Source organism: Streptomyces sp. NPDC017225 (assembly GCF_044331465.1).
Lineage (GTDB): Bacteria > Actinomycetota > Actinomycetes > Streptomycetales > Streptomycetaceae > Streptomyces.
Genome location: NZ_JBIRNE010000006.1, coordinates 265,157 through 280,464 on the forward strand (window position 1 = coordinate 265,157; position 15,308 = coordinate 280,464).

Consider the following 15,308-nt stretch of genomic DNA (forward strand, 5'->3'; position numbering starts at 1 on the left):
TTCAACGACGGCGACCACATTAGGGTCTTTCGCCCGGCCCGTCCGACCGGATTCAGCCGCCCGCGCGCAGTACGTCCGCCACGATCGGGCCGGCCGCGTCGCCGCCGTGGCCGCCCTCCTCGACCATGGCCGCCGCCGCGACGTCGCCCCGGAAGCCGGTGAACCAGCTGTCGGACGTGGCCTTCCCGTCGCCTTCGGCCGATCCCGTCTTGGCGCCGATGTCGCCGCCGAGCCCGGACATGGCCTCCTGGGCGGTGCCCTGGGTGGCGGTGAGGCGCATCATCTGCTTGAGCTGGGTGGCGGTACCCTGCGGCAGGCCCTTGGCGGTGGCGAGCTTCCGGTCGTCCAGGCCGGGCGAGACCAGGTAGGGCTGGCGGAACTCGCCGGTGATGGCGGTCGCCGTCACGGACGCCATGTTGAGCGGGTTCATCTGGACCTGGCCCTGGCCGATGGCGTTGGCCGCGCGGTCCGGGCCGCTCACGGCGGGGACCTTGCCGTCGAAGGAGACGATGCCGGTCTTCCAGTCGTCGCGTCCCAGCCCGAAGCGCTCCTCGGCCTCCGCCGTCAGCGAGGCGTCCGTGAGCGGTTCCTCGTCGATGAGCTTGATGAAGCCCGTGTTGCAGGACCGCAAGAAGGTGTTGGCGAGGGTGGCGCCCTCGTTGGCGGGCATGCCGGTGAGGTTCTTGAAGGTCTGGCTCTGCCAGGTCGCCGTGTCCGGGCAGGGGGCCGGGCCGTCCATCGAGGTCACGCCGTTGTCGATGAGCATCGCCGCGGTGACGATCTTCATGGTGGAGCCGGGGGCGGCCCGTCCCTGGAAGGCGGCGTTGAAGCCGTCCGCACGGTTGTTCGCCACGGCCAGTACCTCGCCGGTGCTCGGCTCGACGGCCACCACGGACGACTCGCCGTACCGCTTCACCGCCTTCTCGGCCGCCGCCTGCACGCTCGCGCTGAGCGTCGTCTCCAGCTTGCCGGGCTTGCCCTCGGTCAGGGTCAGCAGCGGGGTGTCCGGCCCGCCGTCGTTCCCGTGCCGGACCACCAGCTCCACGCCGGGGGTGCCGCCCGCCTGGGCACCGTACTTCTCCCGGAGCGTGGCGAGGACCGGGCCGAGCGAGGGGTACTTCTCCTTGGTCAGCACGGCGCCGTCGCGGCCGACCGCCTGGATCTGCGGGGTCGCCGACTCCTCGGTCACCAGGGTGTCGCTGTCCTTCAGGTCCGGGTGGACGACGGAGGCCTGCCAGTCGACCAGCGCGCGTCCGCTGGTCTCGCCCCGCACCACCGTCAGCTCGCTCTTGTACGTCAGCGGCTTGGACGCGCCCTCGTAGGACACCTTCGCCTTCACCGTGAACGGCACGGCGGTGCCGGTCGCCTCGCCGGGCGTGATCTCGACGCCGGTGATGTGCGCTTCCTCGCCGTAGGCCGTCAGCATCGTCCCGGCGGCCGTGGAGTTGTTCGTGTGGGAGGCCGCCGCGGTCGCGTCGCCCTTCTCCCAGGCCGTGAAGAACTTCTCCGCCGTCTCCTCGACCTCGTCGCCGCTCGGCGGTCCGCTCTTGACCGACCCTCCGGCGGCGCCCGAGCCCCCGTCCAGTGCCGACACGACGTTGTAGGTGCCGTATCCGGCCCCGCCCACCATCACGGCGAACACGCCGCCTATGACGGCGGCCTTCACCCCCTTGCGCATCGCGCTTTCCCCTCCCGTGGGTGCCTCTGTGACGTCTTCTGAACACGTTCAGAAGACGTGGTCGACTCCGAACTGTATGCGGGGCAGGGGGCGCGAGGTGAGGGGGTGACGTAATCGTTAGCGTGGCGAACGTCCGACGGGACGCCGACGGGGCGGCCGGCGCGGTATGGCCGCGCGGGCGGTCCGGTGCGGGGTGGCTGCGCGGGGCAGCCCGACGCGGGGGACGGCCGACGCGGGGGACGGCCGACGCGGGACGGCCGCCGATCCGCGCCGGCGTCAGTCCCGCGCCGTTCCGCCCGGTCTGCCCCTCTGCCGGCCCGTCGGCCGTCCCGCGCCTCTCACCGCAGGCCGAGCGCCTCCATCAGCCGGGTCGCCGCGCCGAGCGCCGGGGCGCCCACCTCGCCGACCAGGGCCGCGATGCCCGCGATCCCGGCCAGCGCCTGACGGAACCGGCCCGGATCGGCCGGCCCCTGGTCCCGGATCACGTCCAGGGCGGTGTCGATGACCGCCCGGTCGTCGGCGGAGACCTGCTCACGCAGCGACAGCGCGGCGCCGATCATCTGCTGAAGCGCGGCCTGCGGATCCACCGCCCCCTGGTTCTTGATGATGCCGATGTTCTGGTTGCCGAACTGCGTGACCGAGTCGCCGCTCACGTGGTCACCTTCCCGGTGTTGCGGTCGCCGTACTGGTAGATGTGGTCGCCGGTGATCGTGTACGTGGGCATCTGGAGGTGAACCTGGACCTCCGGGTTGTCCATCGCCTCCATCAGCTGGCGGAAGAGGCCCTCCAGCGCCGCCCTGTCGTCCGTGGTGAGGGCGGTCTGCGGATTGCCCGACGTGGTGATCTGGAGGACGTGGAGCGTCGGGGCGTTCAGGACCTTCTGGAGTTCCAGGTAGCCGCGGACCGCGAAAGCGGTCGCGGCGAGAATCACCGCCAGGCCGACGAACACCGACACCTGCGCGAGCCCGATCCCGAAGAAGAACAGGATCAGCTGGCCGATCAGGCCCTTGACGAACTTCGACCGGGCGGCGGCACGGTCCGGGTGAAGTGCTCGTAGCGACGTGTGCGCGATGTTGCGCAGCGGATAGGTGTCCGACCCGATCCACAGCGCGCCCTTGCTGATGTGCACGTCCGTCGTACCGCGTGAGTAGGCCAATTGCCGCTCCCCCTGTTTTCGGCGCGATGGGTGTCACCCACCGGGTGCGCGGTCACGCGCCTGGCCTTGATGAGGAGCCGACCGTATGGAGCCGCGAGGGGCGGCGGGGGTATACGGGGGAGAATGGTGTTCTGGTGACCGGATCGCTTTCGGTGCCGTCGCCGAGGCGGCCTGTCGCTTCCGGAAAGGATCACTGGGCGGACGTTCCGGATCATGACTCGAACCTGGCTCCGAATCATGATCCGGGTCACCGTCCGATCGGGCCCCTCAGACCCATGTATCCAGCCACATCCGCGCCCGCCAGTCGTCCATCGGGATCGGGGTGCCGGTGTAGATCGGCCAGAAGTAGATGAAGTTCCACGCGATCAGCAGCACCAGCACGCCCGCCGCCGTCGCCCCCGCGACCCGCCGGGTGTCGCCGCAGCCCGGCCGGCCCACGATCGCCCCCAGCAGCATCGCCACCGCCAGGCACAGGAACGGCAGGAAGACGACGGCGTAGAAGAGGAAGATCGTGCGCTCCTGGTAGAAGAACCAGGGCAGATAGCCGGCCACGATGCCGCACGCGATGGCGCCCGCCCGCCAGTCGCGGCGGAAGACCCAGCGCCACAGCACGTACAGCAGCGCGAAGACGCCCACCCACCACAGCAGCGGCGTGCCGAGCGCCAGCACCTCGCGGGCGCACTTCTGGCCGGCGTCGGCCGGGCAGCCGTCCGAACCGGCCGCCGGCGACTCGTAGAAGTAGGAGACCGGACGGCCCAGGACGATCCAGCTCCACGGGTTCGACTCGTAGGTGTGCGGCGACGTGAGGTGGGTGTGGAACTCGAGGACCTGCGACTCGTAGTGCCACAGGCTGCGCCACCAGTCCGGGAAGAGCCACGACCAGGAGCTGTCCTTGCCGTCGGTCGCCGCCCAGTCGCGGTAGTAGCCGCCGGTGCCGTCGGCGGGGGAGAAGATCCAGCCCAGCCAGGACAGCACGTACGTGACGAGCGCGACCGGCACCGTCGACAGGAACGCCCAGCCCAGGTCGTACCGCAGCACCGCCAGCCGGGGCCGGTGCGCGCCCGCGACCCGGCGGGTGCCGACGTCCCACAGCACGGCCATCACGCAGAAGGCCGCCATGATGTACAGACCGTTCCACTTGGTGGCCGCGGCCAGGCCCAGCATCAGCCCCGCCGCCAGCCGCCACGGCCGCCACCCGAAGCGGAAGGTCTCGGCGAGGTGCGCGTCCGGACGTACCCGGCCGTCGGCGTCCACCGGCAGCGCGGCGGCGAGTCTCCGGCGGGCCCAGTCGCGGTCGGCGACCAGGCAGCCGAAGGCCGCCAGCACGAAGAACATCAGCACGCTGTCCAGCAGCGCGGTGCGGCTCATCACGAAGTGCAGGCCGTCCACCGCCATCAGCGCGCCCGCCAGGCACCCCAGGAACGTGGAGCGGAACAGCCGGCGCCCGATCCGGCACAGCAGCAGCACCGACAGCGTGCCGAGCAGCGCCGTCATGAACCGCCAGCCGAACGGGTCGAACCCGAACAGCAGCTCGCCCAGCCCGATGACGTACTTGCCGACCGGCGGATGCACGACGTACGCCGCGTCCGTCGGGACCGGGACGTCGCCGCCCGAGTTCAGGATCAGGTCGTTGGCGTTCTTCTCCCAGTTGACCTCGAAACCGCGGTGGATCAGCGCCCAGGCGTCCTTGGCGTAGTACGTCTCGTCGAATATCACCGCCTTCGGGCTGCCCAGGTTCCAGAACCGCAGCACGCCCGCCAGCAGCGCCACCAGCAGCGGCCCGCCCCAGGCCGACCAGCGCACGATCCGGTCGGCCGGCGCCTTGGCCGGCCCGAGAAAGGCCCACAGGCGGGGGCCGGGGCGCGTGTACGGCGGCACCAGCCGGTCGCGGACGTCGTCGGCCGCGGGCGGTGCCGTGTAGCCGAAGCGGCGCAGCCGCTGCTGCCAGGTGGGCCGCTGGTCGGGCGGGGCCTGGTCCTGCCGGGTGTCCGTGGAGGACGCGGTACTGGTCACCGCGCCATCGTAGGGAACCGTACTGTGCACGTCCCGCGCATGCCCCGGACCGGTCGGATGCGTCCGGCGTCCGTCCACCCCCGCGAGGACGGACGCCCGCTCCTGGGACGACGGACGCCCGCTCCTGGGAGGACGCCCGTCCGCTCCTGGGAGGATGGGGGCGTGACTGGAACCCTTGTACTCGCGGGCACCCCCATCGGCGACGTCCGGGACGCCCCGCCGCGACTCGCCGAGGAACTGGCCGGCGCGGACGTCGTCGCCGCCGAGGACACCCGGCGGCTGCGCCGGCTCACCCAGGCGCTCGGCGTCACGCCCAAGGGGCGTGTCGTGTCGTACTTCGAGGGCAACGAGTCCGCGCGTACGCCCGAGCTGGTCGAGGAGCTGGCGGGCGGCGCGCGGGTGCTGCTCGTGACCGACGCCGGGATGCCCTCGGTGTCCGACCCCGGCTACCGGCTGGTCGCCGCCGCCGTCGAGCGGGACGTCCGGGTCACCGCCGTGCCCGGCCCGTCCGCCGTACTCACCGCGCTCGCCCTGTCCGGACTGCCGGTCGACCGGTTCTGCTTCGAGGGCTTCCTGCCGCGCAAGGCCGGCGAGCGGCTCTCGCGGCTGCGCGAGGTCGCCGGGGAACGCCGGACCCTCGTCTACTTCGAGGCCCCGCACCGCCTCGACGACACCCTCGCCGCCATGGCCGAGGTCTTCGGCACCGACCGGCGGGCGGCCGTCTGCCGGGAACTGACCAAGACCTACGAGGAGGTCAGGCGCGGTCCCCTCCGGGAACTCGCCGAGTGGGCCGCCGAGGGGGTGCGCGGCGAGATCACCGTCGTCGTCGAGGGCGCCCCGGACAAGGGACCCGAGGAGTTCGGCGCCGAGGAGCTGGTGCGCAGGGTGCGGGTGCGCGAGGAGGCCGGCGAGCGGCGCAAGGAGGCGATCGCCGCGGTGGCCGCACAGGTGGGCGTGCCCAAGCGCGAGGTGTTCGACGCGGTGGTGGCGGCGAAGAACGCGGGGACCTGATCCGGCCGCTTTTGACTCGTTCCTGACTTGGCGGCCTTTCCGTCAAGGGCACCCCAATTCGGCTCAAACACTCGGCAGATCTGGTGCGCTCCCGCCGCTGGAGGAGTCCACTGGAGGAAGGAGCGGAAGGAACGGCCAGCGACCGAGGGAGCCGGGACGGGATGAGCATGAGTGAGAGCGCGGCACGGACCGGACTGCGTGCCGGTGCCACCGCCGTCGTCCACGAGTCGTACTCCTTCGCCTGCATGCGCTGTGGCAGCGGTTGGGAGCAGTCCTTCGAGATCGAGCACCACAGGGCCGGTGACGGCCACGAGTTCGTGCTCTACGTCGCGGACGGCCGCGTCGTGCCCTCCCCGCTGACCCGGCCGACCTGCGCCAACTGCGACAACCACGTCGTACGGATCATGCGGCCGGGGCGGGTCGCCTCGATACGCGGTACCGGGGCCGGACAGCGGCACCGGGTGCCGCCGGCCGGACCGCTGGAGGTTCCGGTGGTGCCGGACGCCGCTGCGGCGCCCTCGGCGGAGCGCCGGCACTGGCACCTCGCCGACCTCCTGCACGCCCTCCACCTCCACCGCCGGGCGAGCTGACCCCGCCGGGTCCCCGCGGGACCTTTCGTAGGATCGGGGGTATGCCTTCGAACGCCGCCCGGTCCGACAAGAACGACGCGCCTCCGCTCCCCGAACCCCTCCGGGTGCCGGTCGCCGACTCGCACACCCACCTCGACATGCAGTCGGGCACGGTGGAGGAGGGCCTCGCCAAGGCCGCGTCGGTCGGTGTCACGACGGTCGTCCAGGTCGGCTGCGACCTCGCGGGCTCCCGCTGGGCGGCCGAGACGGCGGCGGCGTACGACGCCGTGCACGCCACCGTCGCCCTGCACCCGAACGAGGCGCCGCGCATCGTGCACGGGGACCCCGACGGCTGGTCCAGGCAGGGGGCGCGCGAGCCCGGCGGGGACGAGGCGCTCGACGACGCCCTCGCCGAGATCGACCGGCTGGCCGCCCTCCCCCAGGTCAAGGGCGTCGGAGAGACGGGCCTCGACCACTTCCGCACCGGCCCCGAGGGCAAGGCGGCCCAGGAGAGGTCCTTCCGCGCCCACATCGAGATCGCCAAGCGGCACGGCAAGGCCCTGGTCATCCACGACCGCGACGCCCACACCGACGTCCTGCGCGTCCTCAAGGAGGAGGGCGCCCCCGAGCGCACCGTCTTCCACTGCTACTCGGGCGACGCGGAGATGGCCGAGATCTGCGCCCGCGCCGGGTACTACATGTCGTTCGCCGGCAACGTCACCTTCAAGAACGCCCAGAACCTGCGCGACGCCCTCGCCGTCGCCCCGCCGGAGCTGGTCCTGGTGGAGACCGACGCGCCCTTCCTGACGCCGGTGCCCTACCGGGGGCGGCCCAACGCGCCCTACCTGGTGCCGGTCACGGTGCGCGCCATGGCCGAGGTGCGGGGCGTCGACGAGGACACGCTGGCGACGGCCCTGGCCGCGAACACGGCCCGCGCCTTCGGGTACTGAGAAAGCGGTTCGCCACACTGCGTAGTCGTTCCGCTTTGTGGAGTGACGAACGCTCCGCTAGGTTCTGGGGGCCCGATCCGGACCCCTGGAGCGTGTCGGCGTGAGCAGAACGCAGTTCGAGACGTACGAGACGTACGAGGCGACGTACGAGACGCACGAGACGTACCCGCCGGGCGACGGACGGGCCGCGCGTCGGCGCCGGGAGCGGGGCGCCGGGCGCGCGGACGGTTCCCTGCGCCGGCTGCTGCCGCGCGCGCTGGTCCTGGCGTTCCTCGCGGGCGGCACCACCGCCTTCGTCACCAAGGACAAGGCGGTCGAGCTGACCGTCGACGGCACACCGCGCACGCTGCACACCTTCGCCGACGACGTGTCCGGGCTGCTCGCCCAGGAGGGCGTCGAGACCGGCGCCCACGACGCGATCGTGCCCGCGCCCGGCACCCCGCTGACCAGCGGCGAGGAGGTCGCCGTCCGCTACGGGCGGCCCCTCCTGCTCACCCTCGACGGCCGCCGGCGCCAGGTGTGGACGACCGCGGAGACGGTGGCGGGGGCGCTGAGGCAGCTCGGCGTGCGGACGGAGGGCGCGTACCTGTCCACCGAGGGCCCCCGGCGCATCGGGCGGGAGGGCCTCGCCCTGAACGTGCGGACCGAGCGGGTGGTGACGGTCATGGCCGACGGCCGGGCCCGCACCGTCCGCACCAACGCGGCGACCGTGCGCGAGGCCGTCGAGGAGGCCGGGATCACCCTGCGGGGCCAGGACTCCGTCTCCGTCCCGGCGACCGCCTTCCCCCGCGACGGGCAGACCGTGACGGTGCTGCGGATCACCGGCTCCCGGGAGATCCGCGAGGACCCGATCCCGTTCGGCGTGCGGCGGGCCGAGGACTCCTCCCTCTACCGGGGCACCGAGGTCGTCCAGCAGGCGGGCCGGCCCGGGCTGCGACGCACCACGTACGCGGTGCGCACCGTCAACGGCGTCCGGGAGAGGCCGCGCCGCCTGTACACCGAGGTGGTGCGCGAACCCCTCCCGCAGGTCGTACTGGCCGGCACCCGTACCCGGCCGGAGTCCGTGCGGGGCGCCGACCACCTGGACTGGCAGGGACTGGCCGCATGCGAGTCGGGCGGACGCCCGGACGCGGTCGACCCCTCGGGGACGTACGGCGGCCTGTACCAGTTCGACACCCCCACCTGGCAGAGCCTCGGTGGCGAGGGCCGCCCCCAGGACGCGCCGGCCGAGGAGCAGACGTACCGCGCGAAGAAGCAGTACGTACGCGGCGGCGCCGACTCCTGGCCGCACTGCGGGGCACGGCTGGAGGGGTGACCGACGGCGCCCCGGCTGCCGGTGGGCCGTAGCCCGGAAACCCCGCGCCCGGGTCTGCCGTGCCCCGGCGCCCGAGTCCTGCCGTGCCCCGTCCTGCCGGGTCCTGCCGCGGCCGGCGCACGACCCGGCCGTGCCCCGCCCGCCCCCGGCTACCCTTGCGGGGTGAGCAGCCCCACCTCCGACGCCCTCCTGGGTCCCGCCGACGTCCGCGAACTCGCGGCAGCGCTCGGCGTACGCCCCACCAAGCAGCGCGGCCAGAACTTCGTGATCGACGCGAACACGGTCCGCCGTATCGTCCGCACCGCCGAGGTACGCCCCGACGACGTGGTGGTCGAGGTGGGACCGGGTCTCGGCTCGCTCACCCTGGCCCTGCTGGAGGCCGCCGACCGGGTCACCGCCGTCGAGATCGACGACGTCCTCGCCGGCGCCCTCCCCGCCACCGTCGCCGCCCGGATGCCCGAGCGCGCCGGCCGATTCACGCTGGTCCACTCCGACGCCATGCACGTGCGGGAGCTGCCGGGCCCCGCCCCGACCGCGCTGGTCGCCAACCTGCCGTACAACGTGGCCGTGCCCGTCCTCCTGCACATGCTGGAGACCTTCCCGACCATCGAGCGCACCCTCGTCATGGTCCAGGCCGAGGTCGCCGACCGGCTCGCCGCCGGGCCCGGCTCGCGGGTGTACGGCGTGCCGTCCGTGAAGGCCAACTGGTACGCGGAGGTCCGCCGGGCCGGCTCCATCGGCCGCAACGTCTTCTGGCCCGCGCCCAACGTCGACAGCGGGCTCGTCTCACTCGTCCGGCGCAGTGAGCCGCTGAAGACCACCGCGTCCCGGCGCGAGGTCTTCGCCGTCGTCGACGCCGCGTTCGCCCAGCGCCGCAAGACCCTGCGGGCCGCTCTCGCCGGGTGGGCCGGTTCGGCGGCGGCCGCCGAGGCCGCCCTCGTCGGCGCGGGCGTGTCGCCGCAGGCGCGCGGAGAGTCACTGACCGTGGAAGAGTTCGCGCGTATCGCCGAGCGGCGTATCGCCGAACACGAGGAGTGACGAGCAAGTGAGCGTGACGGTCCGCGTCCCCGCCAAGGTCAACGTCCAGCTCGCGGTCGGCGCCGCCCGCCCCGACGGCTTCCACGACCTGGCCAACGTCTTCCTCGCCGTCTCCCTGTACGACGAGATCACCGCGACCCCCTCAGCGGACGGCCCGCGCGTCACCTGCGAGGGCCCGGACGCCGGCCAGGTCCCCCTCGACCGGACCAACCTCGCGGCCCGCGCCGCCCTCGCCCTCGCCGAGCGGTACGGGCGCGAGCCCGACGTCCACCTGCACATCGCCAAGGACATCCCCGTGGCCGGTGGCATGGCGGGCGGCAGCGCCGACTGCGCGGGCGCGCTGGTCGCCTGCGACGCCCTGTGGGGCACCGGCGCCTCCCGCGCCGAGCTGCTCGCGATCTGCGCCGAACTGGGCAGCGACGTGCCGTTCAGCCTGGTCGGCGGGGCGGCTCTGGGCACCGGACGGGGCGAGAAGCTGACGGAGCTGGAGGTCGGCGGCGACTTCCACTGGGTCTTCGCGATGGCCGCGCGCGGGCTGTCCACGCCGGCCGTCTTCCGCGAGTTCGACCGGCTGGGGGAGGGCCTGGACATTCCGGAGCCGGTCGCCGCACAGCCCGTGCTCGACGCGCTCGCCAAGGGCGACACCGCCGCGCTCGCCGTCGCCGTCACCAACGACCTCCAGCCGGCCGCGCTCTCCCTCTTCCCCGAGCTGTCCGACACCCTCGCGGCGGGCCGGGCGGCGGGCGCGCTGGCGGCCCTGGTCTCGGGCTCGGGACCGACGACGGCCTTCCTCGCCACCGACGCGAGGTCGGCGTCGGACATCGCCGGGGTACTGCGGGCGTCGGGGACGTGCCGTGACGTGCGTACGGCGGTGGGGGCGGTGGCGGGGGCGACGGTGGTCTGAGGGGGCTCGGTCGGGGTCAGAGCTCGTCGATGGCGGTCAGGTCGATGTCGATGGAGTAGGGCTTGTCGACCTTGATCCGTTCACGGTGCATGCCCATGTGTACATAGGCGTTGGTCATCGGATCGAGTTCGTATACGTGGATGATGGGCCTGCCGCCTGATCCGCCCTGCTCGACGCGCCAGAAGTTCGCGATTCCCGCAGCCGCGTACTTCTGCGGCTTCGTCGTGCGGTCACGCGATTCCGAATCCGGGGAGACGACCTCAATGGCGAGGAGGACGTCCTTCGCCGCATAGTTCGTCTGGCCCGGCCCGGTGATGGCGTCGGTTCGGATGACGCTCACATCGGGCTCGGGGCCGTTGTGCTGATCGAGGATGATGGTCATCTCTCGTTTGACCCTGAAACCCGGCGGCACGAACTGCCGAAGGCCACTGACCAGAAGGTCGATCGCGTCGGCGTGAAAGGCGCGCTGCGGACTCACGAAAACCAGGCTCCCGTCGATCAGCTGGGTGTGCGGCGGGAGATCAGGCAGTGTGAACAGGTCGTCCACGGTGTAACCGTCCACGGGCGGCATCGGCCACTGCTGGCGGCGGCGGTGCTCTACGGACTCGGCGGTCATGGTTCCTCCCATGGGCGGGATCCTGCTGCCTGCTCCCCACCGTAGCCGGACGGGTCCGACATGCGTCACCACAAAGAGTGACGAACCCCGTCCGCGTCACCCCACCCCCCGAAGGGCCTACGCTGGAAGGCTGATCGTCCCCCAGTCAGGAGAGAAATGGCCGTCAACCTGGTCAATGTCGAGAACGTCACCAAGGTGTACGGCACCCGTGCGCTCCTCGACGGCGTGTCCCTCGGCGTATCCGAAGGCGACCGCATCGGTGTCGTCGGCCGTAACGGCGACGGCAAGACGACCATGATCCGGATGCTCGCCAGGCTGGAGGACCCGGACACCGGCCGCGTCACCCACTCCGGCGGGCTGCGGCTCGGTGTCCTCACCCAGCACGACTCCCTCGATCCCGGGGCCACCGTCCGCCACGAGGTCATCGGCGACCTCGCCGACCACGAGTGGGCGGGCAACGCCAAGATCAGGGACGTGCTGACCGGACTGTTCGGCGGGCTGGACATGCCGGGCTTCCCGCAGGGCCTGGACACCGTCATCGGGCCGCTCTCCGGCGGCGAGCGGCGCCGGATCGCGCTCGCCAAGCTGCTCATCGACGAGCAGGACCTCGTCGTCCTCGACGAGCCCACCAACCACCTCGACGTCGAGGGCATCGCCTGGCTGGCCAGGCACCTGCGCGAGCGCCGCTCCGCGCTCGTCTGCGTCACCCACGACCGCTGGTTCCTCGACCAGGTCTGCACCCGTATGTGGGACGTGCAGCGCGGCGACGTCTTCGAGTACGAGGGCGGCTACACCGACTACGTCTTCGCCCGCGCCGAACGCGAGCGCATCGCCGCCACCGAGGAGACCAAGCGGCAGAACCTGGTCCGCAAGGAGCTGGCCTGGCTGCGGCGCGGTGCCCCCGCCCGCACCTCCAAGCCCCGCTTCCGCGTCGAGGCCGCCAACGAGCTGATCGCGGACGTGCCGCCGCCCCGGGACAGCGGCGAGCTGATGAAGTTCGCGTCGTCGCGGCTCGGCAAGACCGTGTTCGACCTGGAGGACGTGACCGTCCAGGCCGGTCCCAAGGTGCTGCTCAAGCACGTCACCTGGCAGCTCGGCCCCGGCGACCGCATCGGCCTCGTCGGAGTCAACGGCGCCGGCAAGACCTCCCTGCTGCGGGACCTCGCGAACGCCGCGTTCAGCGACGGGGAGGAGCAGCCCGCGGGCGGGCACGTCAAGGTCGGCAGGACGGTCAAGCTGGCGTACCTCTCCCAGGAGGTCGCCGAACTCGACCCCGCCTGGCGGGTGCTGGAGGCCGTGCAGAGCGTCCGCGAGCGCGTCGACCTCGGCAAGGGCCGGGAGATGACCGCGGGGCAGCTGTGCGAGACGTTCGGCTTCGGCAAGGAGAAGCAGTGGACACCGGTCGGCGACCTGTCCGGCGGTGAGCGGCGGCGGCTCCAGCTGCTCCGCCTCCTCATGGACGAGCCCAACGTCCTCTTCCTCGACGAGCCCACCAACGACCTCGACATCGAGACCCTGACCCAGCTGGAGGACGTACTCGACGGCTGGCCCGGGTCGATGATCGTCATCTCCCACGACCGGTTCTTCGTGGAGCGCACCACCGACCGGGTCTTCGCCCTGCTCGGTGACGGCGCGCTGCGGATGCTGCCGCGCGGCATCGACGAGTACCTGGAGCGCCGCAGGCGGATGGAGGAGGCCGCCGCGTCCAGTGCCCCGGCGGTTGCGGCGAAGCCGGCCGCGGAGGTGCCCGTGAAGAGCGCCGCCGACGTGCGCGCCGCCAAGAAGGAGCTGCAGAAGGTCGAACGGCAGCTGGACAAGGTCTCCGAGAAGGAGACGAAGCTGCACGCGCGGATCGCCGAGAACGCGACGGACTTCGCGAAGGTGGCCGAACTCGACGCCGAGCTGCGCGAACTGGCCGGTCAGCGCGAGGAGCTGGAGATGCGCTGGCTGGAACTGGCGGAGGACGCCTGACTCTGGCCGAAACCGTACGGATACCGGGCGCACGCCGCGTGCAGGGGACGTGAAGGCGCGTAACAGAGGCATCACGGGCCGGTTCTCCCTTGGGTACAGGGGCGGACGCGGCCCGGTGTGCTGTCGTGCCCGGGTGATAGAAAGGCCGTCCGAGAACTGTCTGAGTGACTGCCGTTCAACGACTTCGAGGCCAGCGCGTACCTCGGGTCGTGGCTAGAAACAGTAGTAATAAGGGGGAACGCGCTGATGAGCCAACCGCCCAACCAGCCGCCGCAGCCGGGTGGCTTCGGAGCGCCGCAGGATCCACCGCCGCCAGGCTTCGGGGCCCCGACCCCGCCGCCCCCGCAGGGTCCGCCGTCCGGTCCGCCGCCGCAGCCGGGGTACGGGTATCCGCAGCAGCCGGGGCCGTACGGCCAGCCGCAGCCGGGTCAGCCCGGGCAGCCGCAGCCGGGTCAGCCGGGGCCGTACGGCCAGCAGCCCGGACCGTACAACTCCGGTCCGTACGCCGCCCAGCCCCAGCAGCCCGGCCCCTACGGCCAGCAGCCCGGCTACGGCTATCCGCAGCAGCAGTTCCCGGGCGCGCCCGGCACCCCGCCGCCCGGCGGTTCCGGCTCCCGCAACCCGTTCAAGGGCAAGCCCGCCCTGGCGGTCGGCGCCGCGGTCGCGGCCCTGCTGGTCATCGGCGGCAGCGTGTGGGCGGTCACCGCGACCGGCGGTGACGACAAGGACAAGAAGCCCGTCGCCGGCAAGAGCGACGACCCCAAGCCCTCCGGCTCCGGTGGCGCCCCGGTCAACCCCGGTGACGGCAGTGGCGACGGCGGTGAGGACCCCGACGACCTCAACGAGGGCCGCCAGGCCGGGGAGTCCAAGGTGCTCTGGTACAAGGAGGCGCCCGACGCCCCCGGTTCCGGCGCCGACGCCCCCGGCATGTGGGTCACCGGCGACACCGCGGTGAAGGCGGCGTACAAGCAGGTCTTCGCCTACGGCGTCGGTGACGGCAAGCCCGCCTGGGACCCGATCACCTTCCCGGAGGAGATCTGCGCGGTCACCCCGCAGAAGACGGCCGCGGACAAGATCGTCGTCGTCCACATGAGCGGTTCCAGCGACCGCGCCAAGTGCAACCAGATGCAGGAGATCGACCTCGCCACCGGCGCGAAGGGCTGGAAGGGGGAGGTCGACGACGGAGAACTCTTCGACACCACCCTCTCCGTCGAACTGAACGTCAGCGGCAACGTCATGATGGTCGGCCGCTCCCAGTCCGGCACCGCCTACGACGTCACCAGCGGCAAGAAGCTGTACGACAAGAAGCGGTACGGCGACGCCTGCTTCCCCGCCGGGTTCGCGACCGGGCCGACGAGCATCGTCCAGGTCGCCTCCTGCGGCGCCGGCGGCAACAACGAGCACGACGAGCTGCAGGGCCTCGACCCGAAGACCGGCAAGGTCCTGTGGACCTACAAGTACGAGAAGGGCTGGCGGGTCGAGCGCGCCTACTCCGTCGACCCGCTCGTCGTCTACGCCACCAACGAGGACAAGAAGGTCTGGAACATCTCCACCTTCACCTCCAAGGGCACGGTCCTCGAGCAGGTCGGCGTCGACGAGACCTTCGCCCCCGAGTGCGGCTGGGCCATCCTCGACCGCGACCTCCAGGGCTGCGAGGGCGTGGCGGTCGCCGCCAACACGCTCTACCTGCCGACCGAGGCGACCACCGGCGCCAACGAGATCGTCGCGATCGACCTCGCCACCGGAAAGGAGAAGTGGCGCGCGAAGTCCCCCGCGGACGAGTCGATGATCCCGATGAAGGTCGAGGGCGACCAGCTCATCGCCTACGTGCGGCCGTCCTACGACGCGGGCGGCCAGATCGTGTCGATCGCGACCGGCGGCAGCAGCCACGAACCGGCCAAGCTGCTGCAGAACCCGCAGGGCGTCGCGGACATCGAGAACAGCTTCTACTCCAAGGACATCGACTGGGTCGACGGGCGGTTCTACATCTCCACCACCCGCCTGACCGGAAACGACGAGTCGAAGGAGAAGTTGATGCTCGCCTTCGGCAAGTGACCTTCTTCTTCCGTTCGGTCTCTTCTCTTCGC

General features: G+C 72.0%; 13 protein-coding genes. 8 read left to right on the forward strand and 5 right to left on the reverse strand.

Going from position 1 to position 15,308, the window contains the following annotated elements; all coding sequences use genetic code 11:
- Positions 1–52: 52 nt before the first annotated feature.
- From ACH4NX_RS16775 to ACH4NX_RS16790, 4 genes are all read right to left on the reverse strand, one after another.
- The gene (locus tag ACH4NX_RS16775) at positions 53–1,678 is read right to left on the reverse strand and encodes a penicillin-binding transpeptidase domain-containing protein (protein ID WP_398127621.1); all 1,626 of its coding nucleotides are present in this window, start codon (positions 1,676–1,678) and stop codon (positions 53–55) included.
- A 338-nt stretch (positions 1,679–2,016) separates the two neighbouring features.
- The gene (locus tag ACH4NX_RS16780) at positions 2,017–2,331 is read right to left on the reverse strand and encodes a hypothetical protein (protein WP_351388962.1); all 315 of its coding nucleotides are present in this window, start codon (positions 2,329–2,331) and stop codon (positions 2,017–2,019) included.
- On the reverse strand, positions 2,328–2,834 hold the full coding sequence (locus tag ACH4NX_RS16785; protein ID WP_398127622.1) for a DUF6232 family protein: 507 nt from the start codon (positions 2,832–2,834) through the stop codon (positions 2,328–2,330). Before ACH4NX_RS16785 ends, ACH4NX_RS16780 begins: the two co-directional genes overlap by 4 nt.
- Positions 2,835–3,101: 267 nt before the next feature.
- On the reverse strand, positions 3,102–4,847 hold the full coding sequence (locus ACH4NX_RS16790) for a dolichyl-phosphate-mannose--protein mannosyltransferase (protein ID WP_398127623.1): 1,746 nt from the start codon (positions 4,845–4,847) through the stop codon (positions 3,102–3,104).
- 162 nt (positions 4,848–5,009) lie between these two features.
- Between ACH4NX_RS16790 and rsmI the strand changes: the two genes are divergently transcribed.
- The 6 genes from rsmI (at position 5,010) to ACH4NX_RS16820 (ending at position 10,634) form a co-directional block, all read left to right on the forward strand.
- Complete coding sequence (rsmI, locus tag ACH4NX_RS16795) at positions 5,010–5,858, forward strand: 16S rRNA (cytidine(1402)-2'-O)-methyltransferase (RefSeq protein ID WP_398127624.1); 849 nt, start codon at positions 5,010–5,012, stop codon at positions 5,856–5,858.
- 167 nt (positions 5,859–6,025) lie between these two features.
- On the forward strand, positions 6,026–6,448 hold the full coding sequence (locus ACH4NX_RS16800) for a hypothetical protein (RefSeq protein WP_398127676.1): 423 nt from the start codon (positions 6,026–6,028) through the stop codon (positions 6,446–6,448).
- Positions 6,449–6,489: 41 nt separating this feature from the next.
- Entirely contained in the window at positions 6,490–7,377 is an 888-nt protein-coding gene (locus tag ACH4NX_RS16805) for a TatD family hydrolase (protein ID WP_351388953.1), read from the forward strand.
- A gap of 100 nt (positions 7,378–7,477) precedes the next feature.
- A complete protein-coding gene (locus ACH4NX_RS16810; RefSeq protein ID WP_398127625.1) occupies positions 7,478–8,692 on the forward strand; it encodes a ubiquitin-like domain-containing protein in 1,215 nt (404 codons plus the stop codon).
- Between the two features lie 162 nt (positions 8,693–8,854).
- On the forward strand, positions 8,855–9,730 hold the full coding sequence (rsmA, locus tag ACH4NX_RS16815; RefSeq protein ID WP_351388949.1) for a 16S rRNA (adenine(1518)-N(6)/adenine(1519)-N(6))-dimethyltransferase RsmA: 876 nt from the start codon (positions 8,855–8,857) through the stop codon (positions 9,728–9,730).
- A gap of 7 nt (positions 9,731–9,737) precedes the next feature.
- Positions 9,738–10,634 carry a 4-(cytidine 5'-diphospho)-2-C-methyl-D-erythritol kinase gene (locus ACH4NX_RS16820; protein ID WP_351388947.1) on the forward strand — a complete coding sequence of 299 codons (897 nt, stop codon included), beginning with the start codon at positions 9,738–9,740 and terminating at the stop codon, positions 10,632–10,634.
- Between the two features lie 16 nt (positions 10,635–10,650).
- On the opposite strand, the gene ACH4NX_RS16825 is transcribed toward ACH4NX_RS16820, so the two are convergent.
- On the reverse strand, positions 10,651–11,250 hold the full coding sequence (locus tag ACH4NX_RS16825) for a Uma2 family endonuclease (RefSeq protein WP_351388945.1): 600 nt from the start codon (positions 11,248–11,250) through the stop codon (positions 10,651–10,653).
- Between the two features lie 156 nt (positions 11,251–11,406).
- On the opposite strand from ACH4NX_RS16825, the gene ACH4NX_RS16830 reads away from it, so the two are divergent.
- A complete protein-coding gene (locus tag ACH4NX_RS16830) occupies positions 11,407–13,221 on the forward strand; it encodes an ABC-F family ATP-binding cassette domain-containing protein (RefSeq protein WP_351388943.1) in 1,815 nt (604 codons plus the stop codon).
- A 246-nt stretch (positions 13,222–13,467) separates the two neighbouring features.
- Positions 13,468–15,276: a PQQ-binding-like beta-propeller repeat protein gene (locus tag ACH4NX_RS16835; RefSeq protein ID WP_351388941.1), complete on the forward strand. Its 1,809-nt coding sequence runs from the start codon at positions 13,468–13,470 to the stop codon at positions 15,274–15,276.
- The last annotated feature ends 32 nt before the right edge of the window (positions 15,277–15,308 follow it).

Bases quoted from the DNA above. Each gene is read 5' to 3' on its own strand.
- ACH4NX_RS16775 (WP_398127621.1), bottom strand. From the start codon at position 1,678: ATGCGCAAGGGGGTGAAGGCCGCCGTCATAGGCGGCGTGTTCGCCGTG.
- ACH4NX_RS16800 (WP_398127676.1), top strand. From the start codon at position 6,026: ATGAGTGAGAGCGCGGCACGGACCGGACTGCGTGCCGGTGCCACCGCC.
- ACH4NX_RS16805 (WP_351388953.1), top strand. From the start codon at position 6,490: ATGCCTTCGAACGCCGCCCGGTCCGACAAGAACGACGCGCCTCCGCTC.
- ACH4NX_RS16825 (WP_351388945.1), bottom strand. From the start codon at position 11,250: ATGACCGCCGAGTCCGTAGAGCACCGCCGCCGCCAGCAGTGGCCGATG.
- ACH4NX_RS16830 (WP_351388943.1), top strand. From the start codon at position 11,407: ATGGCCGTCAACCTGGTCAATGTCGAGAACGTCACCAAGGTGTACGGC.
- ACH4NX_RS16835 (WP_351388941.1), top strand. From the start codon at position 13,468: ATGAGCCAACCGCCCAACCAGCCGCCGCAGCCGGGTGGCTTCGGAGCG.